Annotated in this window: 21 protein-coding genes; 12 read left to right on the top strand and 9 right to left on the bottom strand. The window is 49.2% G+C overall.

All coding sequences use genetic code 11. The features are described from left to right. Nucleotides 1-113 precede the first annotated feature (113 nt). Nucleotides 114-1,913, top strand: coding sequence for a tetratricopeptide repeat protein (locus BCT27_RS01460; RefSeq protein ID WP_102394832.1), 1,800 nt, complete (start codon nucleotides 114-116; stop codon nucleotides 1,911-1,913). 146 nt (nucleotides 1,914-2,059) lie between these two features. Here the strand turns inward: BCT27_RS01460 and BCT27_RS01465 are convergent, their stop codons facing one another. Then, a complete protein-coding gene (locus tag BCT27_RS01465) occupies nucleotides 2,060-2,671 on the bottom strand; it encodes a LysE family translocator (protein WP_102319662.1) in 612 nt (203 codons plus the stop codon). 98 nt (nucleotides 2,672-2,769) lie between these two features. Between BCT27_RS01465 and BCT27_RS01470 the strand changes: the two genes are divergently transcribed. From BCT27_RS01470 to BCT27_RS25790, 9 genes are all read left to right on the top strand, one after another. After that, a complete protein-coding gene (locus BCT27_RS01470; protein ID WP_102391081.1) occupies nucleotides 2,770-3,657 on the top strand; it encodes a LysR substrate-binding domain-containing protein in 888 nt (295 codons plus the stop codon). A gap of 368 nt (nucleotides 3,658-4,025) precedes the next feature. After that, a complete protein-coding gene (locus BCT27_RS01475; protein WP_102391080.1) occupies nucleotides 4,026-4,283 on the top strand; it encodes a hypothetical protein in 258 nt (85 codons plus the stop codon). A 129-nt stretch (nucleotides 4,284-4,412) separates the two neighbouring features. Next, the gene (locus BCT27_RS01480; RefSeq protein ID WP_102391079.1) at nucleotides 4,413-5,045 is read left to right on the top strand and encodes a LysE family translocator; all 633 of its coding nucleotides are present in this window, start codon (nucleotides 4,413-4,415) and stop codon (nucleotides 5,043-5,045) included. A gap of 235 nt (nucleotides 5,046-5,280) precedes the next feature. Beyond that, nucleotides 5,281-6,189, top strand: coding sequence for a YeeE/YedE thiosulfate transporter family protein (locus BCT27_RS01485; protein ID WP_102394833.1), 909 nt, complete (start codon nucleotides 5,281-5,283; stop codon nucleotides 6,187-6,189). A 130-nt stretch (nucleotides 6,190-6,319) separates the two neighbouring features. Continuing rightward, nucleotides 6,320-7,582 (top strand): hypothetical protein, encoded by a 1,263-nt coding sequence (locus BCT27_RS01490; protein WP_102394834.1) that lies wholly within the window; start codon nucleotides 6,320-6,322, stop codon nucleotides 7,580-7,582. 39 nt (nucleotides 7,583-7,621) lie between these two features. Further along, complete coding sequence (locus BCT27_RS01495) at nucleotides 7,622-7,957, top strand: hypothetical protein (RefSeq protein WP_133153358.1); 336 nt, start codon at nucleotides 7,622-7,624, stop codon at nucleotides 7,955-7,957. A 49-nt stretch (nucleotides 7,958-8,006) separates the two neighbouring features. Beyond that, entirely contained in the window at nucleotides 8,007-9,215 is a 1,209-nt protein-coding gene (locus BCT27_RS01500) for an oxidoreductase (RefSeq protein WP_102394836.1), read from the top strand. Nucleotides 9,216-9,372: 157 nt separating this feature from the next. Further along, nucleotides 9,373-10,278 carry a hypothetical protein gene (locus tag BCT27_RS25785; RefSeq protein ID WP_241908483.1) on the top strand — a complete coding sequence of 302 codons (906 nt, stop codon included), beginning with the start codon at nucleotides 9,373-9,375 and terminating at the stop codon, nucleotides 10,276-10,278. Beyond that, entirely contained in the window at nucleotides 10,279-10,827 is a 549-nt protein-coding gene (locus BCT27_RS25790; RefSeq protein ID WP_241908484.1) for a hypothetical protein, read from the top strand. 93 nt (nucleotides 10,828-10,920) lie between these two features. On the opposite strand, the gene BCT27_RS01510 is transcribed toward BCT27_RS25790, so the two are convergent. The 3 genes from BCT27_RS01510 to BCT27_RS01520 form a co-directional block, all read right to left on the bottom strand. Next, on the bottom strand, nucleotides 10,921-12,069 hold the full coding sequence (locus BCT27_RS01510; protein ID WP_102394837.1) for an iron-containing alcohol dehydrogenase: 1,149 nt from the start codon (nucleotides 12,067-12,069) through the stop codon (nucleotides 10,921-10,923). A gap of 617 nt (nucleotides 12,070-12,686) precedes the next feature. Continuing rightward, on the bottom strand, nucleotides 12,687-13,802 hold the full coding sequence (locus tag BCT27_RS01515) for an FAD-binding oxidoreductase (protein WP_102391073.1): 1,116 nt from the start codon (nucleotides 13,800-13,802) through the stop codon (nucleotides 12,687-12,689). Between the two features lie 161 nt (nucleotides 13,803-13,963). Beyond that, nucleotides 13,964-15,217 carry an aromatic ring-hydroxylating oxygenase subunit alpha gene (locus BCT27_RS01520; protein WP_102319640.1) on the bottom strand — a complete coding sequence of 418 codons (1,254 nt, stop codon included), beginning with the start codon at nucleotides 15,215-15,217 and terminating at the stop codon, nucleotides 13,964-13,966. A 347-nt stretch (nucleotides 15,218-15,564) separates the two neighbouring features. On the opposite strand from BCT27_RS01520, the gene BCT27_RS25950 reads away from it, so the two are divergent. Then, the gene (locus BCT27_RS25950) at nucleotides 15,565-15,690 is read left to right on the top strand and encodes a hypothetical protein (protein ID WP_277869481.1); all 126 of its coding nucleotides are present in this window, start codon (nucleotides 15,565-15,567) and stop codon (nucleotides 15,688-15,690) included. A gap of 28 nt (nucleotides 15,691-15,718) precedes the next feature. Here the strand turns inward: BCT27_RS25950 and BCT27_RS01525 are convergent, their stop codons facing one another. Then, nucleotides 15,719-16,390, bottom strand: a complete 672-nt coding sequence (locus BCT27_RS01525) for a type 1 glutamine amidotransferase domain-containing protein (protein WP_102394838.1) — start codon at nucleotides 16,388-16,390, stop codon at nucleotides 15,719-15,721. A 146-nt stretch (nucleotides 16,391-16,536) separates the two neighbouring features. Between BCT27_RS01525 and BCT27_RS01530 the strand changes: the two genes are divergently transcribed. Further along, entirely contained in the window at nucleotides 16,537-17,430 is an 894-nt protein-coding gene (locus BCT27_RS01530) for a LysR family transcriptional regulator (protein ID WP_102319638.1), read from the top strand. 27 nt (nucleotides 17,431-17,457) lie between these two features. Here the strand turns inward: BCT27_RS01530 and BCT27_RS01535 are convergent, their stop codons facing one another. From BCT27_RS01535 to BCT27_RS01545, 4 genes are all read right to left on the bottom strand, one after another. Then, nucleotides 17,458-18,330: a hypothetical protein gene (locus tag BCT27_RS01535; RefSeq protein WP_102394839.1), complete on the bottom strand. Its 873-nt coding sequence runs from the start codon at nucleotides 18,328-18,330 to the stop codon at nucleotides 17,458-17,460. Between the two features lie 101 nt (nucleotides 18,331-18,431). Further along, nucleotides 18,432-19,334, bottom strand: coding sequence for a pyridoxal-phosphate dependent enzyme (locus tag BCT27_RS01540; RefSeq protein ID WP_102394840.1), 903 nt, complete (start codon nucleotides 19,332-19,334; stop codon nucleotides 18,432-18,434). 158 nt (nucleotides 19,335-19,492) lie between these two features. Next, nucleotides 19,493-19,639 (bottom strand): hypothetical protein, encoded by a 147-nt coding sequence (locus tag BCT27_RS25565; RefSeq protein WP_017012045.1) that lies wholly within the window; start codon nucleotides 19,637-19,639, stop codon nucleotides 19,493-19,495. A 256-nt stretch (nucleotides 19,640-19,895) separates the two neighbouring features. Further along, nucleotides 19,896-20,960 carry an MBL fold metallo-hydrolase gene (locus BCT27_RS01545; protein WP_102394841.1) on the bottom strand — a complete coding sequence of 355 codons (1,065 nt, stop codon included), beginning with the start codon at nucleotides 20,958-20,960 and terminating at the stop codon, nucleotides 19,896-19,898. Between the last annotated feature and the right edge of the window lie 115 nt (nucleotides 20,961-21,075).

Raw genomic sequence — 21,075 nt, forward strand, 5'->3', positions numbered from 1 at the left:
GTGCTTATTGGAAGTCCCAGATATTAAACGGGTCTTAAATATCATAGGTGTATAGTCTCTAAAAAGGATTCGGTTTGCTCCATTAAGCTTACATGAAAGCGCAGGGATGATGGATGAAGAAAATATTTTTTGGTGTGATATTCCTTTCAATAACTGGCTGTACTTCCAGTGACAACTACAACGCTACAGAATCCCCACTTTTAGAGGTGCTGGAGAGATCTTGGGATGCCCCTAAGAGCGAAAAGTCCATTGCGCAGCTAAGATCGGCCTCGAATAAAGGCGATGCTGAAAGCCAGTATCTACTTGGATGGTCATACGATGAGGGTGAGGGGGTAGAGCAAAGTGCCACTGAAGCCGTTAAATATTACAAAATGTCGGCAGACCAAGGGTATGCCCCTGCGCAAACTAACCTCGGGTGGATGTATCAGAATGGGGTTGGAGCAAAGCAAGATTACGAAGAGGCAGTGAGGTATTTTCGCCTCGCGGCTCGGCAAGGTTATGCAATGCCTGAGTTCAACCTTGGCTGGATGTATGAAAAGGGGTTGGGTGTTGAACAAAGCTATGAAAAGGCATTGATGTATTACCGTTCAGCAGCGGAACTCAACCTTCCCCGCGCGCAATACGGTCTCGGGAAATTGTATCGATTAGGATTAGGCGTTGAACAAAGCGATGAGACAGCGGCGGCCTATTATGAATTGGCAGCGAACCAAGGCCATATTGTCGCGCAAACTCAGCTTGGATGGATGCATGAGGAAGGTCGGGGCGTTTATCAAAGTGATGAAGAAGCCGTTAAGTACTATCTAATGGCTTCAAAACAGGGACATGCCCGTGCACAAACGAACCTTGGTTGGATGTATGAGAAAGGCCGAGGTGTATCTCAAAGTCATATCAAAGCAATTGAATACTATCGTCTAGCTGCAAATCAAGGTTATGCCCGTGCACAAACGAATCTTGGTTGGATGTATCAAAGAGGGCTCGGGGTTCCCCTTAGCTATAAAAAAGCGCTCAAGCTCTACCAGAAAGCGGCAGAGCAAAATTACGCTCGCGCTCAAAACCTTCTTGGTTGGATGCATGAAGATGGTTATGGCGTACCACAGGATTACCAAAAGGCATTTGAGTATTACAAAATGTCAGCCGACCAAGGCTATGAGGATGCTCTTGTTAATATTGGTTGGTTATATGAGGATGGTTTGGGCCTTCCTCAAAGTTATGAAAAAGCCTTGGAGTATTACAATTTGGCCGCGGAGCGAGGTGAAGCCCGTGCACAGACTAACATCGGCTGGTTGTATCGAAATGGGTTTGGTGTAACTCAGAACTATGAGAAGGCATTAGACTACTACCACATGGCCTCGGAGCAAGGATACGCGAGAGCGCAATCTCACCTTGGTACGATGTACCGTAAAGGCCTAGGTGTTCCTAAGGATTATAAAAAGGCGATAGAGTATTACAAAAAGGCGGCAGACCAAGGTTTTGAAAATGCGCAAGCCAATCTAGGGTGGATGTACGCCGAAGGGCTCGGGGAGCGCCGAAGTTATAAAACGTATGAAAAAGCCGTCAAGTATTATGAGTTAGCTGCTGATCAAGGGGATAGTTTCTCTCTAGTTAATCTCGGTGTTTTGTATGACCAGGGGTATGGCGTTACTCAAAACAAAGAAAAGGCCGTGAGCTATTATCGCTTGTCTGCGGCACGTGGAAATTTACGCGCGCAATCTAAACTTGGGTGGGCCTATAAAAGAGGTAAAGGGGTAGAGCAGAGCGACGTGAAATCTTATATGTGGTTTTACATTCGTCACTACAATCAATCCCCAGATGAAGCGTTCGAGGTAAATACCCCTTTAAATGCGGTTCAAATTAAACAAGCGCAGTTTATGGCTTTAATATGCATTAGTTCAAACTACTCGGACTGCGACTAAGCGAGGTGTCTGCCCGCTACTTGCTTGTTTCTTTGCGCCATCTTCAATGTGAATTGAGGATGGCGTTTTCATATGGTGTGTGAAAATCGTTCGTCGCGCCTTACAAACAAAGCGTGAATGGGCTGGAATGACACATGGCGCCAACGCTACGACTTTATAGCCAGCAGCGCCCCGAAAGCCACCAAGCCAACACCGCATGCTTGATTCAATCGCTTCTTCATTCTCAACACGTGTTTTTGTAACGTATTCGAGGTTAAGAAAACCGCCACCGCACTGAACCACAATCCGTGTAGCGCAATCATATACAAGCCATACACCAATGCCGTGTGCGCTTCATTGGCATCAGGGGTCATTACTTGACTAAAGATGCTGAGGAAGAAAAGCATGGTCTTTGGGTTGAGTGCATTGCATAAAAAACCCTGAGCCAGAAACTGCATCGCGTTAATGTCTGCTTTGCTGGTTTCGATTGTCTCTAGGCTCGTGTTCGCTGTGAAAATCCCCTTCAATCCTAAATAGATCAAATAGGCCGATCCCGCATAACGTACCACGCTAAATAGCCATTCATTCTGTGAGATTAGGTAGCTTATTCCAAGCAGTGAATAACCAATATGAAAACAGATAGCGAGACTGACGCCTATTGCCGTCCAAATCCCCGCCATTCTTCCTTTGTTAATGCTGTTTTTGAGTACTAGAACGAAGTCAGCGCCAGGGCTAACAACAATGAGAATACCTAAAATAGCGAGGCTTAATGCTTCCATGCTTGCTCCAATATTGATTAATGAGTCGCCATTGTATGTACTTTTCTCCGTGACTATAATCGAAACAATCTCAACCGTAATGTGAGTAAAAGTCACAGATGAGGCATTTAAAAGCATTTCACATTTTTCATGTTGCGGCGTCGTCATCAAGCTACAGCGAGGCGGCAAGCAAGCTCAACATTACTCACGGCGCAGTGAGTAAGCAGATTAAAGTACTGGAAAACCACCTCTCTCAAGCACTGTTTTACAAGCAAGGGCGTAATGTCTATTTGACGCAAGAAGGGGAGTTGCTGAAGGGGTATACCGAGCAAGCATTCATGGCACTGAATATGGGTGTTAACGAGCTCGCCCAATTGAAACGTCAACACCTAGAAGTGTCTTGCGAGCCGACGCTAACCATGCGCTGGTTGATGCCACGACTGTCTGATTTTCACCAACACTCTGGAGTCGATGTCAGGCTATCGACGGCGGGTGGGCCTGTCACCCTTGGCACATCAGGATTATCACTCGCTATCCGCCGCGATGATTTTGAGTTGGTTCATGATTACAACAAAACAACGTTAGTCGAAGAGTGGGTGGGGCCTGTGTGCTCTCCGGCGTATTGGCATCAGGCGCAACACGATGTCAGCAAGATTAAACTACTTCACAGCCAAACAAGGCCAATGGCGTGGGATAGCTGGTCATCCCTCTATGGTGATGCGTCGCTACTGGGCAATACCCACCAGACGTTCGCGCATTTCTATTTTTGCATTCAAGCGGCTGTTGATGGACTAGGCGCAGCGATGGGATCGTACCCACTGGTGGTGGACGATCTAAAACGCGGCAACTTGATCGCGCCGTTTGGGTTTGTGCCGTCAAAACACAACTACATATTGCTGAGCCAAAAAAGCGCGCCGGATGCACTTGAACAGACGTTCACCCAATGGCTACAACAAAACTTATCGCAGTGTGTTCCCTCGGAGGATGAGAGAGCCAAGGGGTTGTAGGGTTAACTGACCGAACCGCTTTTGATCCTCCTCCCTTGAAAAATGAAGAGGATCAAAAGTGTTTCAGCCTGATAAACGGTTTACCCATCTAAGCAAACACAGCGTTTATCTCGCACCGAATCCCTTAAGAGTCTTAAGCAGACTTGTCCTCAGTTAACCTATTTTGTGAAACCGAACCCTGAGACTCTTAATCCTTCCTCATTGGACTTTTTCTACAAAACTGAAACGTCTCTTGTTGGTCATCCGCGCTATAGTCTGTTGAAAACCGAATACGCCTTTTAGTAATTAAGCAGGGTTGTGCTTCGCACATCCCCATCGGGCAGGAAGCCCAAAATTTTACGGATATAACAAACAAGGAAGAGAGTTAAATGGCAGTAGAACAGAGTTTTGTGGAAACCCTGAATGCAGTGTGGGCGACGCCTTATGGCGTGGCGGCGCAGTACATCTTTATTGGTGGTGTTGTGTTGCAGCTCGGTGTGATGGTTTCGCGCTATAAAATGTCTGTGGTGGATGCGTTATTGGCAGTGATGGGCTTCAAGCGCGTTCAACACCGCGAGAAATGGTTCAACATTTTGCACGTCTGTGTGATTGCCATTCCCCTTGGGTTGCTTGCGCTTGCAATGTAATACCGCTTTTCATTGAATGCTTCGTTCGAGCTAACAAAACATCCCAGCATTGAGGCGTATCGTCGGTTGCTTACTCCTGTAAGCTGATCGCTGAATAAGGGTGATGGCGATAGATGCGTGGAGTGACATATGGATGTTGGTTATTGGTTTGTTTTTTTAAGTGCGGCGGTGTTACTGACGTTATCACCGGGGCCCGATTTGATTTACATCCTTTCAAGAACCATTACCCAGGGTAAGAAAATCGGCTTTGCTTCGTCGTTGGGCGTGTGCAGTGGCGCGCTCTTCCATGTGATTGCAGCGGCGTTGGGGCTGTCGGCTATTTTGGCGACGTCTGCTATGGCGTTTACTGTGGTGAAATACGTGGGTGCGGCCTACCTGATTTACCTGGGTTATAAAGCCCTTCGTTCGGCGGGGGAGAGTTTTGATACCGAATCCTCTGGCGAAAAAGAGGTGTCCTTCTGGGATGCGTTCAAGCAAGGCGTGTTGATTGATGTGTTGAACCCCAAAGTGGCGGTGTTCTTCATGGCTTTCTTGCCGCAGTTTGTAAGGCCAAACGAAGGTAGCGTGACGGTACAGCTTATTGTTCTTGGTTGCCTTGTGATTTTGGTCGGGCTGGCTATCGAGTTTCTCTTTGTGTTGTTGGCGGATAAAGCCACGCGGTTTTTGAGGAACAGCCGTCGGTTTTGCGCATGGCTAGATAGAGCGCTCGGAACGATTTTTGTTGGCCTTGGCGTGCGATTGGCCCTGATGGAAAAGCCGTAAGTTAGATTACATCGAAGAGAGGGAAGTGGTGATTATATTACGCCACTTCCCTTTTTTACGGCTGTAAAACGTGGCTTTTTTATACGCTATGACGTTATCGGTGTTGTGCCTTTCGAAATCCTGAATATCCAGCTCTAGCTGACTGTTCTGCATCTAAACATTGAGCCAAATTGTGCGGGTGAACCTGGCTATACTTAGCCCATATTGGCGCAGTTTATGAAGGTTTTATCGCTCCGTGACGTTCTTTTTTGTTGTCTTCCTTTTCTTGTTTATTCTCGGCTATCTCGCGCAAACCACCGGCTTATGTTTAGTGCGTGGCGTGAACGATGCGCTGGATAAGCAACCGCAATTTCTGTTTTCTATTTTGCTCAGTGGCGTGTTGGGTTGGGTGTCTTTTCTCGTGGCGGATGTGCTCGCCATTGATGTGTCTTTCAAAATCTATACAGTGCAATGGACTGCCTTGTTCGGCGGTGTGCTGTTTGGCGTTGGGGCGGCGCTAAATTTTGGCTGCGGTGTCTCGACCATCAGTAAGTTGTCACGCGGTGATACCTTGATGATCGCAACGGTATCGGGCTGGTTCATTGGTTGGTTTTTACTGACAGGCATGTCTGACATCTTGCCTTCGCGCGCCGCTTCAATTCCTTCGAATTTGCACTTCACGGCGCTCGTGGTTATTTCAGCCTTGGTGTTGGTGAGTATTGCCTTTGTTCGCACTGTGAATGCGCGCCTATGGTTGAGTATGTTAACCATTGGGTTGATGGCGAGCCTAACGTTTCTCTATGAACCACGATGGACGCCAAGCAGCTTTTTGTCTGATATAAGCCATTCGATGTGGGAAAAAGAGGCGACGCAATGGCCTTCAATGGAACGCACGCTGTTTCTGTTCGCGTTGATTGGCGGCATGGTGGTGGCTGCGCTGAAAACCCGTTCGTTTAAATGGAAGGTGAAACGCCTACCACGATACGGCTATCACTTGATTGCAGGAGTACTGATGGGAAGCGGCGCGTCTATCGCAGGTGGTGGAAATGACAGCCAACTGATGCTTTCCCTTCCTGCTTTCTCCCCCCACGGTTTTGTTACTGTATTCAGCATGCTGGTTGGCATCGCTCTTGGACTCAAGCTGCCGACGTGTTTTAGGCGTTAATTTCTCTGTCATTCTCGTTTAATACTCAGACAGTGAAGCGCTTCGGCGTCATCATGGTTGTTAGGCTGTGAATGTGAAGAACACGCCTTCTTTTTTCTCCGTTTTTCATCGATGTACACGGGAGTCCCCCATGCGCCACTTTTCTGGTTCGTTCGCGTTTTCATGTCGTCTTTCTGCGGTGTTTCTCTGTTGTATTTTTCCCTTTTCTGTGGCGGCGGAGACGGACATTGAGCGGAACATGGCTGCCATTGAAAAGTTGCAAAACAACACGGCGCCTTTGATTGATGAAGCGCTGAGTAATGTGGGTGAATACGAGGTGCTGACGCAGAAACTGTCTGAGCGTTTTGAATCGACAGGCAGTGGCTTGATGGCGCTGCGTGTGGCGAAAATAGATACGCGTATTGCGCTGGCAAAAAGCAATTCCGCTTTGGCGGAGCGCTACATTGAAAAATACAAAACCTTTTTGAACGACGTTGACCCAGAATCGGCGTGTTATCGCCCTGAATTAGTGTCTGATTTCTATGATCGCATTCAAGCGTTGGGCGATCTCAGCGCGACGATTTTGACGTTTAAAACCACCACAGAGGAAGACAAGGGCATGGCCGCGGTGGTGCAGTTGGGCATGCACGGTGTGGGTGTGGCGGAAGTGCCGGGCGCATTTGTTGTCGCGAATGCCTGTATTCTTGAAGACACCGCGCCCGTGCTCGAAGCCTTCTTTGGCGACATGAGCGGCGAGGAGTTTTCTGATTTGGTAGAGCTTGCCGAAGGGCAGGGCGTGCTTGAACCTTTGTCCGATGACATGTGGCAGGATGAAGATGCTGTGGGCGACGAAATGGATGAGCCTGCGCCCCTTTCTCAACCCATTGATGAAGTAGAGTTTATCGATCCTGAAATAGCATCGTGCGTGTCGATGGCGGCGCAGGTAAGTGAGGCGACACGTGTCAATGATCTGTCTGCGCTGCTTTGCGATCTTCCTACCAACGCCAAGATCCGTTTAGACGATCTCGCGAGTTTTCCGGGTTTGGAAGTGGTCACCTTGAGTGGCGTTGAGGTTGAATCTCTCGCACCATTGAATGATATGCCGGCGTTATCTCAAGTGCTGATTGAGCAAAGCACCATTTCATCGTTTGGTGATATGTCGAATGTGCAGGCCGATTTGGTGTTCTCTGAGGTCGACGCGGAAGATTGGGGCGCATTGGCACAATCTGACGCAGGGCGGATCTTCATTGAACAACCATCAGATTGTCGCAGCCTTTCCTCGCTGGTGCACTCTGGCGCGGTCTCGGTTATTTTCAGTGATGGCGAAGGCCAACTTGATGCGCAAGGCATGTCTGATTCGGTCAATGCGGATCGGGTTGTTATTACCGATTGCACGCGAGACAGTGTGAATTAACGAGCCTAGCTTATAAACATTAGACGTGGATTTTAATCGATGAGTGAATATCTGGTAACAGTTGAACGAGATAGTGTGTGTATGGGGGATGATGTCAATGCTCCTCATCGCTATCGTTTTAAATTACGTTCAGATGCAGATTTCAATGATGTTTTTGCGCACTTAGCGAACAAAAGCTACTTGGCAGAGGTCGCTGGAGATAGTCATTTTTGGGAAGCATTCGTCGACAAGACACGTTTGGCGATATTTCTAAGAAACAACAAAAGTCCAGAACCATCAAATTTGCTATCTCATAACATTGCGAACTACACAAATGATGGTTATTTGAACTTAACGTTTAGATACCGTAGCGAAATTGATTGTTCCATTATTTAGTGAGTTGTTCGTTTATTTCCTGTGTTCTCATAGCTTTCGTGAGGTTGTGATGCCAAATCAACAAGACGAAATCGGTCTGCTCGATCGCCCATTGGTGCTTCCTTGTGGTGCTGTGCTGAAAAACAGACTGATTAAATCTGCCATGTCTGATTCGTTGGGAAACGGAGCGGGCAATGCAACAGCACCACAGGCGCGGCTTTATGAAAAGTGGGCTGAGGGAGGCGTGGCGCTGGCGATTATTGGTGAAGTGCAGTTTGATCCGCGCTTTCCTGAGCGTCCGGGTAACTTGCTATTGAGTGATGACGCAGACTTTGAGGCGCTGCGTGAACTGACGTCTCGCGCTTCTATCAACCATGCGCACATTTGGCCCCAGATTGGTCATGCTGGTGGGTTGTCGTATCCGCCGATTAGTGAGCCAAGAGGGCCGTCGCCGCTCGACATTGGCGAGTTTCATTGTGATGGCATGTCGGCAGAAGACGTCGAACAACTCCCTGCGCAGTATGCGCAAGCGGCGGCACTGGCGAAAAGTGTGGGTTTTACGGGCGTGCAAATTCATGCCGGACATGGTTTTTTGCTGAGCCAGTTTTTATCGCCTTTGTTTAACTGTCGTGAGGATCAATACGGCGGTGATGTGGCGTCTCGCTGTCGCATTGTCATTGATGTGATAGCAGCGGTGCGAGAGGCGGTGGGGGAGGCGTTTCCGATCGGCATTAAAATCAACACAACGGATCAATTGGATGGCGGGTTAACCCAAACTGACGCACTGGCTGCGATTGCTTTATTGGATAACACCTCGCTGGATTTGATTGAGCTGAGTGGCGGTTCATATTTCCCTGGGGCAGCGTCGAGTTCTGACCGCTTTGCGTCTGGGCCTTACTTTGTCGAGTTCGCTGAAAAAGCCAAGCAGTTGACGCGTATTCCTTTAGTGGTCACGGGCGGGTTCAAAACGCGGGCGCAGGTTGTCGATACCATAGCCAAACATGCCGCCGATGCGGTCGGGCTGGCGCGTGCGTTGGTGTTAAACCCAGCACTGCCCAAAGATTGGCTTGCAGATAACGATGGCAATCTTTCGTTTCCTTCTTTCTCATCGCCACCGCCGGGTGGGATTACCGCGTGGTTTACCATGCGTTTAACGGCGATTGGGAAGGATGAAGAAGCGAGCTTTAATCCTGAACTTCACACCGCGATAGATGAGTATGAAGCCCGTGATGACGCCCGATGTGCCGTGTGGCGAGCGAGATTTGGCGGAACTGAGTAATGTGCTGATCTACCGCCGTAATCCCAGAAGATCTCATCCGGATTGGCTGTGATCGTCGCATTTGTGAACACAGTTGTTGTGATGCACTACCTATAATTCATTGCTGTATGTAAAGCCCAATACACTGCATGTCGCAGCGGGTTTTTAAGGCAGCATTATGAATAGTCGATGGATTCATTGTCGCTACACTGTGTTTGTTTTCTTCCTCTCTCTTTTACTCTCCCTTGTTGGGTGTGGCACCTCGCCTGAGCCGACAGCGTCTTCCAAGCCCCCTGCGTCTTCTGAGCCGCTCGAACCCTCTGAACCGTTAGCATCTTCAGAATCCCACAGTGACCCTTCCTCAACCATAACGCCAGAATCGCCGAGTACGACTGACCCCATGGTTTCCGCTGAACCCGTTGAGACGGACGAGAGTGGAATGGGCGCAGCCGATAGCGTTGATGGAATTGATGGAGGAATGGACACGGTTGTTGCTCCCCCTGAAACGTCACCAACACCTACCCCTATAGCTGGCACCACGCCCGCGTCGTATGACGAATATCTAGGGCCGCCAGATCTGGCATGCGGGGAAGATGGCGCACCGGCATGTGGTGATGAAATTAACATCGACGCCATTTTGGTGGGCGATGCAACCAACTGGGGGTGCAAAGGGAAGAATCTGTATTTCACGCCGAAAAACGGCGGTGAGTGTTGGCGATGTCCTGACGGGTATCGTCGAACATGGACGCCGATTCACAAAGATAACGCCTGCAAAGAACGCGGTATTGGTTTTAACAAAGACACGGTCGATGCGACGTTTGAACGCTCTGTCTATGGCTGCGAAGACAGTCAATTTGAAAAAGGTGGCGAATGTTATCGCTGCCCAACAGGGTCTTCCAAAGTCAGTTTTCTGTGGGCGTTCAACCCCGGCACTGAATGTAAAACCGAGTACTACTGCGATGAGGGATTGGACTTGATGCCTTCGCCTGCTGACGCTTTGCTGAATTTCGGCCCTCCCTATGAAAAGGTGTGTGGTGCACCGATGGATATGCAAGCTGAGATAACGGCGCTTGCCCAAATTTGATTGGAAGAAGACCTCGCTCTCAGCCAAGGGGGGGCTGAATTCATTGCGGCAGTGGCGAAAAACAGTGCATTGAGACGTGCGATTTCAGACAAAGACGGTGAAGAAGTGTACCGGCTGATTTCGCAAATGCCGAGTTACCTTGCCTTGCGTGACGCTGGACTCGCTAATGGGTATCAATCTATCACCTTGGGTGGCGCGCCTGAACTCGAAGTGGGTATCGGCACAACGGCTGAATATGGCGTGGCGCTGGATTGGCAGGGAAACACGCGGCCTTATGGTGCGGTTGCGGTCTCTAAAGGCGCTTCTCTCAGTGTGGGGCTCGGCGTGAGCTTGGGCGTGTGGAAAGACGGCATTGAAAGCGATGCGCGAAACATTGGTGGCTACGCCCATGGCGCGAGTGTCAGCGTGCCTTTGGGTGTGGCAGATGTCGGCAGCGGTGCATGGTTCAGCTACTACCCGATTCGTTACCTCGGCCTTACGTTCAGCGCCAGCGGCGGCATTGGTCTTGAAACCGTGAACTACAACCAAGCCGTCACCATGTTGTATTGAGCGGTTTAGTGTTCAACATGGTAAAACGACATAGCGCGCCAAACGGCGCGCTATGTCTGTTTAGAAAAGCGAGATGAATGACGCAGTAACGCGTTACGCGATCGCGTTTTCTAAGATCTCGCGGCTTTTTTCTAGCGTGATGGATTGGTTTTCCCCCAGCGCTGTCATGCCGTGTTTTGTCAGTTGGTTGATCACGGCATTGATGGCGGTTTCTTTGTCGCCCGTGTGCTCGGTCAGTTTTGTTTCTAAACCAAGCTGCTCGTAAAAGGCTTCAATCGCATCAATGGTGCGTTCTGCCAGATCGTCGCTGTTCGCGAAACCAAAGACATTACGGCCCATTTGTTCGAGCTTGGCGCGCTTGTAATCGATTTGGTTACGCAGCAGCGAAGGCTGAATAATGGTGAGCGAACGTGCGTGGTCTACATGCCAAAGCGCAGTGAGTTCGTGGCCTATCATGTGCGTTGCCCAGTCTTGCGGTACGCCTTGTCCAATCAAACCCGATAGCGCTTGGTTGGCACTCCACATCAGGTTTGCACGCCATGCATCGTTATCGCGCTCTGCAAACTGCTCGCCTAACGTTTTCAGATTGCGCAGCAAGGTTTCTGCATAGCCATCTTGCACCGCCGCATTTGTTGGGCGGGTGATGTATTGCTCACAGGTATGCACCCACGCGTCGGCAATGCCGTTAACCAGCTGACGTTCTGGCAGTGTTTTCATGGCATCAGGGTCCAGCACGGCGAAAACAGGGCGAACACTTGGGTGCATGAACGGCAGTTTGTCTTGGGTTTCTGCTTTGGTGATGACCGCTGCGGGGTTTGATTCTGAACCCGTAGCTGGCAGCGTTAAGATCGCACCGATAGGCAGCGCACTTTCAATGGTGTATTTACCGGTCAGGATATCCCAGCCGTCGCCGTCGTATTTTGCTGCGGCTGCAACATACTTGGAGCCATCAATCACTGACCCGCCGCCCACAGCCAAAATGAAGTCAATCTGTTCTTGCTTGGCAATCGCCACGGCTTTGTCCAAGGTCTCTTTGGTTGGGTTCGGCTCAACGCCAGCAAAATCCAGCCAAGTGTGGTTCTTCAGGGCGTCAGTCACTTGGTCGTAAACGCCATTTTTCTTGATGGAGCCACCACCGTAAATCACCAGTACTTTGCTTTGTGCTGGGATGACACCCCCAATGGCGGCGATTTGGCCTTGGCCAAAATGGATTTGCGTTGGGTTGGAATAGGTAAATTGCATGTGGACCTCGTGCTCTTTATGGCATGCCGCCAGATCGTTATCTTGCAGCTATCTTAGTCCCGACGCGCTGTGATGCGATAGGGCATTTCTCGCTAGTTCTTGCCTAATCATCCAAAGTCTTAAAATTCAGGAACAGTGTGGAGACTCTGCTGGATAGCATACTTGTCGCTGATTGGTGAAGAAAGCATCACAATAATTGTGTTTTATTAGTGATTTATGGATGTGTCGCTTTGGTTTTATCGACTCTTTCCTTTGTGTTGAACGGCGGGGGAAATAACAGTGGCATGCCAAATAACCCGAAAGCCCTGGCGGTTAACGTTCCCTCGTTTGTTCTGTATTGCTTGCAGGTTTGATCAGCATATTGGCACGGTCTTGAAAGGGATTGCATCCCATGCCTGCGCGCCTGGAGATAGCTAAGAGGTGAGAGATAGCTAAGAGGTGAGAGATAACTAAGAGAGGAGGGATAACGAAAGAGAAGAGACGACGTTAAACGTGGCACGCTGATGGAATCCGACTAGCGCCTCCCTGACGGAAGCGCCAATGATCGTCGTCGTGTTGAGATTGCCGTACTACGTCTTCGTAAGCGCCAATGTAAGAAACGCTAACGTAAGCGACGATTAGGTTTCGATGGTGACGTTTGTTTTGGCTTTGCTGCAGCAACTAAGGATATAGCCTTCTTCTTCCTCTTCTTCGCTTATCCCGCCGTTGTGCTCCATGGTGACTTCACCGGACACCAACCTTACTTTGCACGAGCCACAAATGCCCATGCCGCAGGCTTTGGGTACATGCACGCCGAGCTTGGTGCTGGCAGTGTGAATGGTGTCGTTTTCGCTGACCGTGACGGACATGCCTTCGTCAATGAATTCGATGGTGAATCCGGGGACAGGGATTTCGTCGGTGATCAGTGCCTGTTCTGCGGATTCTTCCGCGTCTTCCTGCACTTCTATCGGTGTCGCGCCGAAGCTTTCTTCATGGTATTGGCGCATGTCGAAGCCGATTTCCATCAGCATTTTTCGCACAGCAGCCATGTAAGGTTCTGGCCCACAGCAATAGACTTCGCGTTGAAGTGCATCGGGCGCGATCAGCAACAAGACTTCTTTGGTGAGAAAGCCCCTGTAACCGTGCCAACTTTGGCCGGGGTCGTAGCGCTCACAAATGATGCTGAGATCGAAGTTATCAATGCGTGCGTTCATCAATTCCAGTTCTTTGAGGAAGATGATGTCTCGTGGGGTTTGGGCGCTGTGCACGAATTTGATATCCACCGCACCATTGGTGTCATACCACCATCGCGCCATGGAAATCACGGGCGTGATGCCGACACCGCCAGAAAGGAGCAGCGCTTTATCGGTGGGATTGTCGATACAGTTGAAGTTGCCAACAGGGCCGTGAACCGCAATTTCGTCATCGATATTGAGGTTGTCATGCAGCCAATTCGACACTAAACCATTTTTGAGTCGCTTTACCGTGATGGAAAAGCTGTAAGGCACGGAAGGCGAGGAGGACATGGTGTAACTGCGCATGACCTGTTCACCACCGATGTTTAGTTCAAGCGTGACGAATTGCCCCGGCTTGAAGAAGTACATGATGGGGGTTTGACTCATGAAGCAGAAGGTTTTCACGTCATGCGTTTCACGGATCACTTTTACGCAGCGCACAAGGTGTCGCCCATTGACCCACGTTTGTGTGTTAACGGGGTTGAGGCTGTTGTCGGGTACCACTTCTACGTCATTCATTGTTTCGTTCCCCAAGCAGTGAGCGCACTATTTTGCTGATAGCCAACGTGTTTTTATTTGTGTTCTTGGTATAAAACCATGCACTTTTCTTGGATTTTGTTGCCATTTGCGTTTCACGATTTATGCAAATACGACATGCACATACCAAAACGCACCAACACTTACCCGAGGTTGGCTTCTAGCTGTTCGCAGTACCAGTTAACAAAGTTGATTACGCCGAACTCATACGTCTTGGAATATGGGCCTGGTTGATAGGCTTTGGAGTTCACGCCCAGTTGGTTGGTTTCAGCGAGCGTACGGTCTTGTGCGTTCGTCGCCATCCACACATGGATCAGGTTTTCAACGTCGTAGTCCACACCTTCAACGGCATCTTTGTGCACAATCCAGCGGGTGATCACTTTGGTTTCTTGCGGGCTCACAGGCAGGATTTGGAATGCGATGAGGTTGTCGCCGCCGCCGTGGTTCCATGAGTTTGGTAAGTGCAAAATGCGCAACACGCCAAGGTCGGGTGTGTCGATGCGGCCCATGAGCTTTTTGCTGGCGGCTTTGCCGTCCATCGTCATGGCGTGGGTGCCTTCTTTGAGTGGCGTGCGCACCATGCGGTTACGCAGGCCATACGCGCCTTTGAACTTGAAGGGGATGTCATGCCCTGACCAGAGCTTTTGTTGTTTTTCTACTAAGGCAATGAATTCTGGTGTCGCGCGTGGATCATTGTTGTCGTCCCACTCAAGCAAGGTATGCAGTAATTCGGGGTGGGAGCCATCACAGTGGTAACACTCGCGATTGTTTTCGACCACGAGTTTCCAGTTGGCTTTTTCGATGATAGTACTTTCGTAGGCAACTTTGGTGTTTGCCATGTCGTAGGGTTCGAGGTAGTAATTCAAATCATCGAGGAATTCTTGAATTGGCGGCGGTGTATCTGCAAGGCAAACGAAGATGTAGCCGCCCGCATTTTCACAATGCACGGGATGAAGGCTATACAGTGATTTATCAAAATCGTCGCCCATGTCGACGCCGGCAAAGACCAATGAGCCATCGAGGTCATAGGTCCATTGGTGGTAAGGGCAGACGAGCTTGGCGGATTTGCCTTTTTGCGTTGTGCAGATTTTGGAGCCACGGTGACGGCAAACATTGTGGAAGGCGCGGATTTGGTCTTTGTTATCGCGAACGATAATGATGGGGTTGCCGCCTACATCGAGCGTGGTGAAGCTACCGCGCTTTGGAAACTCGCAGGTCATGCCTGCAAATATCCATTCTTTGCCGAAGATTTCTTCCATGTCGATGCGGAAGATTTCCGGGCTGTTGTAGAAGGGTTGTTCAAGCGTAAAGTCTGGAATGCGTCGCTCGAGCATGGTTTTGACAGCTTGCTTATCAATGACATCGCTGTCGATGTGTTTAATCGGCACTTGGTTCATCTTGCTTCCTTCCCTTCGTCTTGCCCACGACATGCTTTTTGTACTCTCAAATGGCAATCCTTTGTCGACATTCTGAACAACAAACACGCCTACGCGCGCGTGTTTAAACCGCTTTCTTTGCGGCATTTGAGAGGCCTACATTTGGATAATGGCTCTTTTTGTTTGGGGGTAATTATTTATTTACGACGTGATACGCGCTTTTTTACGACGGAAAGAGAACCGTGCTGCGCATTCGTTTGATGCGGAAAGGTGATAAAATATTATATTTATCAATAAGAAAGACGCTTTGCGCTTGGCATTTCTCCATCAGGAGAGGGCAAAGGGGTTGAGCGGGAGGATTGGGAAAGATGAGCAGTGCGGCGCGCCACGATGATGAGCGAATATCATGGGCTTTTTGCCCGATCATGGCTGACAGAAATAAAGAAAACGTCAGTGTAGAGCAAGGCAGTGGTTTGCTCGTCACCGACGTTTAAAGTTGTGCTTTTTTTCACGCAGTTTGCGTTACTTCAGCAATGCGACCATGGCTTCACCCACTCCGTGTGCACTTGCTGGGTTTTGGCCTGTTACAAGACGCTCATCAACGATGACATGCACGCCCCAAGGCTGGATTTTGCTAAATTTCGCGGCTTTACGTGTTAGCGATTCTTCCAGCAGGAAAGGAATGTCGTTGATGGTGCCGAAATCCACTTCTTCTTCACGCGTAAACCCCGTCACATTCTTATCGGCGATCAATGGCTGTCCATTGCTCAGAGTGATAGGAAGCAGACCCGCAGGGCCGTGACACACAGAACCGATCACGCCGCCTTTTTCGTAATGCGATGCCGCTAGGCTTGCTGTTAGGGCATGATCTGCCAAATCAGACAGCAGGCCGAACCCACCAGGGTAGAAAATGGCATCGTAATCGTCGATGTTGAGCTGGTTAACGGGAATGGTGTTGTTCACGCGAGACTGGAACTCTGCATCGTTAAAAATACGCGTATTAACGTCATCGCCTGCCATGTCTTCGCCGTAGAAAGGCACTGCGCCGCCATTGATAGAAGCAACGTCGTAGCTGAAACCCGCCTCCAAGAATGCATCCAACGCGTGAGTCATCTCAGGGGCGTACGTACCGTTCGCCTGATCGGTTGTGCCAAGCGTGGCATGATTCGTAACGATGATTAGAACCTTTTTCATAACGTCATCCTTTTGATGAGAGTGGGCGTGGCTACTCCATTTTTGGACAGAGCTAAGCCGTTTGATGTCGACCATTCTATGCTTTCGCTATATAGGTGATAATCCGCTAAAATGAAAAACCGTCTTTGCTATATAACAATAATCAAATGAACCTAAACGCACTCAGTTTTGATGGCATTGTTGAATTCGTGACAGTGGCAGACGCCAAGGGCTTCAGTGAAGCTGCCCGTCGTTTGAATTGCTCGGTCAGCCACGTTTCTCGCCAAGTGTCGCGACTAGAACAACGCCTTGGCACGGCGCTCTTTGCGCGATCTACACGCTCGGTGAAACTCACGGAAACGGGTCAGCAGTATTACCTGCAATGCCAAGAGTTGGTGAGCGGGCTCGATCAAGCCAATGAGATGGTGACGGGCGCGCAGGTTGATTTGCAAGGCACGCTCCGCATCAGTATGGCTGGGTCGTTTGCCGAACAATTCATTGCCCCAGCGCTGGTGGAGTTTGCCAAACAACATCCAAAATTGACGGTTGAAGTGGATTTCAGCAGTCGCCACGTCAACTTTGTGGAAGACGGTATCGATTTCGCGATCCGTTATGGACGATTACAAGATTCAGGGTTGGTCGCCAGAAAGCTCGCTGACCGCAGTTTGATGGCGGTTGCGTCGCCTGATTACCTTTTGGAACATGGTGAGCCGAACCATCCCAAAGCGTTAGCGCAGCATTCTTGCTTGATCACTAACAACGATACATGGCTGTTTGAGCAGGCGGGGAAAGAGATACCTGTAAAAGTGTCTGGGCGTTTTCGCTGTAACAACGCCAATGCCTTGGTGGAGGCATGCAAAGGCGGATTAGGGATTGGTTACATGCCCAAAAGCAGTTTTCAACAAGCGGTTCAGAACGGTGACTTGGTTCCGGTGCTCGCGCCTTTTTGGACGCAGAAAATTACCTCATGGGTGGTGTATCAAAACCGTAAGTTTTTGCCCCTCAAAGCGCGCCTTGCTATCGATCATTTACTGACGCACTTTGAGGGGTGGGAAGAATAGTTTCTTTTCTTTCGTAATGATTCTTAGCTATTTGTTTGACGAACAAGTCAGCTCATTCGAGGAGTAACTGATCTGACGTTTGGTCGTTCTGTAGACATATTTTATTTCGCCACCTGCTTTGACAAATCCTCTAATGGGACCTGCTGTACCACACACTTCACGCTCCCGAGCTTTCAGACCGTTAGCATATGTTTTCTTTTGCTGAACGGCTGTTCCATCCAAAACATAATCGAATTCTGGCAGATAAGATAACGTCAGAGTCATTGTTTTTCCGGTGGCTGAAATCTTATCCAAAATGACGTTATTCCTAATGGTATAGAGTTCATCTTTCCGACCAGCTAATTCTTCTTCTTTCACAAATGCACACAAATCAATGGCGATGAATTTGCTGTAACAGCTGTCGCCAGCGGCAAAGCCCGTGTTATCGAGTGTATTGATGACCACCGTGTTGGTGTCGCCTGAGGTGAAATCGATCTGAAAGGAAAACTTGAACCCTTCAACGTCGTTCCAGTGTTTTTTGCCTTCGATAATGTTTTCGAGCATGCCGGGGTGGAGGCCATCGAACAGGGTCAATTGACCTTTAGGTGAATTGAAGGCTTCGACCTTTTCTGCTCGGCTATTGCCTTCCATATCAGGATAAATGAGCAGATCGTCATCAATCTCAATCACCATATTGATATGGCATGAAAAGTCGTCATTGATGATATCGAGGCGCTTGGCTGTCAGCCCTGTGGCGAGTTTTCGAGGCAAAATATTGCGTGGATTTCGGGCTTCTTTTTCCCATTCACTACATACATTGTCATGCGTGTAGCTTTTCTCTATGTTATTCGAACGCACGTTATTGTCGGTGTTCGCACATCCGACCAAGAACAGCAAACATCCCCATCCCCATAACTTCATACACGTTTCCTTGTGCAACAACTGGTTTTATCTAAGGCGAGATTAGCAGTTCGGCTGCGAAGGGTTGGGTGTTTTTAATGAGACCCAGTGTGTAATGCGCGTTAGCGTAAATCGTATTTTCGCTCATACCTTGGCAGCATACTTTCGTTGCCTAAAATGCCACCTTGGTGAATATAGAGCAGTTGTTTGTCAGCGTTCTGTGGGTACCAAGTCTGTAAACATCGCCACATCATCGGGTCATACAACAAATCAAACTCGATGTGGGTTTGTTCAAGCAAGGATTGCCACACGCGATAATCTTGTTCGTACAGCTTTCCAAAGTGATGTTTCTGCTCGCGCGTCAAAATGGTCGGATGACGGGTTTCGCCCAGTTCTTCAAATTGTGAAACAAGGTAACTTTCCCCACCAACACATGGGCAAGTAAGCACCTCGATGCCGTGCGGGTGTAAATGTTTGTGCAAATACAGCGCCGTGGTACCTGTGCCAGCAGGTAACGCGACCGCCAGTGGCTTTTCTTGATGGAATCGAGACCATGTGAGAATTTCGTCCGCGAGGGTTTTGACACCTTCTTCTGCAATCGGTGATCGACCACCTTCAGGCACGAGTAGGTGGTTTTCATCTTGTCGGTGCTTGTGAATGAAATCGGCAGGGTGGGTAGATTCCGCGCAGATGTCTGCCATTGCAATGACTTTCGCGCCCAGATCTAATGCCCCACGATAATTCCCAATCGGGCTTTCTTTTAGCCAACTTGGAATGCGGTCAACGTAAAACTCTAACTGCCAACCTTTGATGGACGCGAGCGCAGCCAAGGACAACAAGGAATTGGCCTGCGGTGATCCATACCCAATCAAATGGGTGATCTTAGGATTGTCGTAAGCAAGAAGCGACATCAGTTTGCGGGCTTTGTTTCCCGAAAAGTGACCGTGAAGTTGGTCGTCACGCTTGAGGAAAAAAGGAATACCGTCGAAGACGTGTTGTGTAACGGGACTGTTGGCGAGCTTCATATGCAGGCTTGGATTGAAATAACCGCAGGCAGTATAAACACGATGTGGGTGCAGAGGGGAGTAAAAGGTGCAGGCGAATGGGGGCTGAGTGACAAACCAATCAAAAAATACAGGCGCTTCTACAACCCAGAAAAGCGCCTGCTTGCTATCGGCTTGGTTTAAGAGCCGCTGTTATCGTCTTTCACTTGGCACTCTGGAGCTTCTGACCCTTCTGGGCACTTATTGCCCCCATCGGTCGAGGTAGCCAGTGCTGAACCTGTAAAGAAAACCGCTAGAGCCAACATCAGTGTTTTTAGCATTGTCATCGCTTACTCTCCTTTTCCTGTGGAGTCATTGGGTAGTGTTTTGCTGCAGCACCTTTACTGTCGTTCATAACAAGTAAGCCAATGTTAGGTGTACGTAATGGTTGTGTTAGGGGGTTATCTTGTACAGATAGTAAGACAAGTTCTCTTTACACTCGGTGAGAGCGTGCATGCTAAATGGGTACGTGTTGATAATGGTTTGAAAAAGAAAAGCCAGCGGAATGCTGGCTTTTGTGTGTATGAGGGGGAGGGGGCTTAATCAGTGGCTGATGGCATCTCGCACCATGACGATTTGATCAGGTACAGAAGCTTCAAATCCGTAAAACTCGCCGTACTTCGGACGTAAGGTGTCCATGGCTTTTGCTGTGATGGCATCGTAATAGGCTTTTGCTGATGCTTGGTGGTTGTTGTATTTCGCCACGAAGTAATCGCCAGGATTCACGCTGCCGAGCGCGTCGCCAGTCGCCGCTTTTAGATCTGAAACGTATGTCTGCATGAACGTGAAATCGGCTTTGCTGCCAATGTTCCCGTGCCCGCCTGAGAAATGTGTCCACTCTTTGGCTTTGATAAACGCAAGGTTATCTTCATAGCCTTCGAAGGTGTCTGAACCACCAAAGTTCAAATATGGCATTTGGTCTGGGTTAACCACATCTGGGATATGCGCAATTTTTGCGTTTTCCAATATCCAAAGTGCACTGTCGTAAGTGTGTGCGGAGTTCGCAAGGCCATAAACGGTAATGGTCTCATCGCCAAACGTGAAGCTGTCTCCGCTGAACTTGAGTTCTTTGGTTGCAGGTGTCACCTCACTGCCATGCTCTCTCATGCCTTTTGCGGTGGCATCTGTCGCAATGATTTCAAGCTTCACGCCGGCGTCTTTTGCCGCTTTCTCGAACACGGAAATATCACCAATGTGGTCTTCATGGTGATGTGAATACACCACGGCGGTGACGGGTTTGTCGGTAACATCCGCAATTGCTGCAAGCACTGCTTCACCGCTGCCATAGGCCAGTGGATCCATCAAAAGTACGCCGTCATTTCCGACAAGAAACACGGTGTTGTAAAAACCAATCTGAACCCAGTAAGCGTTGTCCGTCAGTTTTTGAACAACCACGTCACCGTTAAAGTTTCGTTCGGTCAGGTTTCCAATTTTGTCACCCACGTTAAGTGCTGTTTTTGCGCTAGGCGCAACAAAGGTGGCGTCGGTGGTTGATGGGTATCCGCCGTCTGGCAGGTAGGTAAAAGGTCTTGTTTCTTCTGCGAAGACTGCAGTGGTAAACAGGGTGGCAAACCCAGCAGCAATTAGGCTTACTTTAAATGCTTTCATGTCGTATCCCTCGTGCGTTGTTGTTATGGATTCATAGGCTGATTGGCATTGTCTTGTGCCATTGATGAGAACTATAAAGCGCACTATTTGTTCGATAAATGCCGTAACGAGAAAC

Source organism: Enterovibrio norvegicus (genome assembly GCF_002876705.1).
Lineage (GTDB): Bacteria > Pseudomonadota > Gammaproteobacteria > Enterobacterales > Vibrionaceae > Enterovibrio > Enterovibrio norvegicus_B.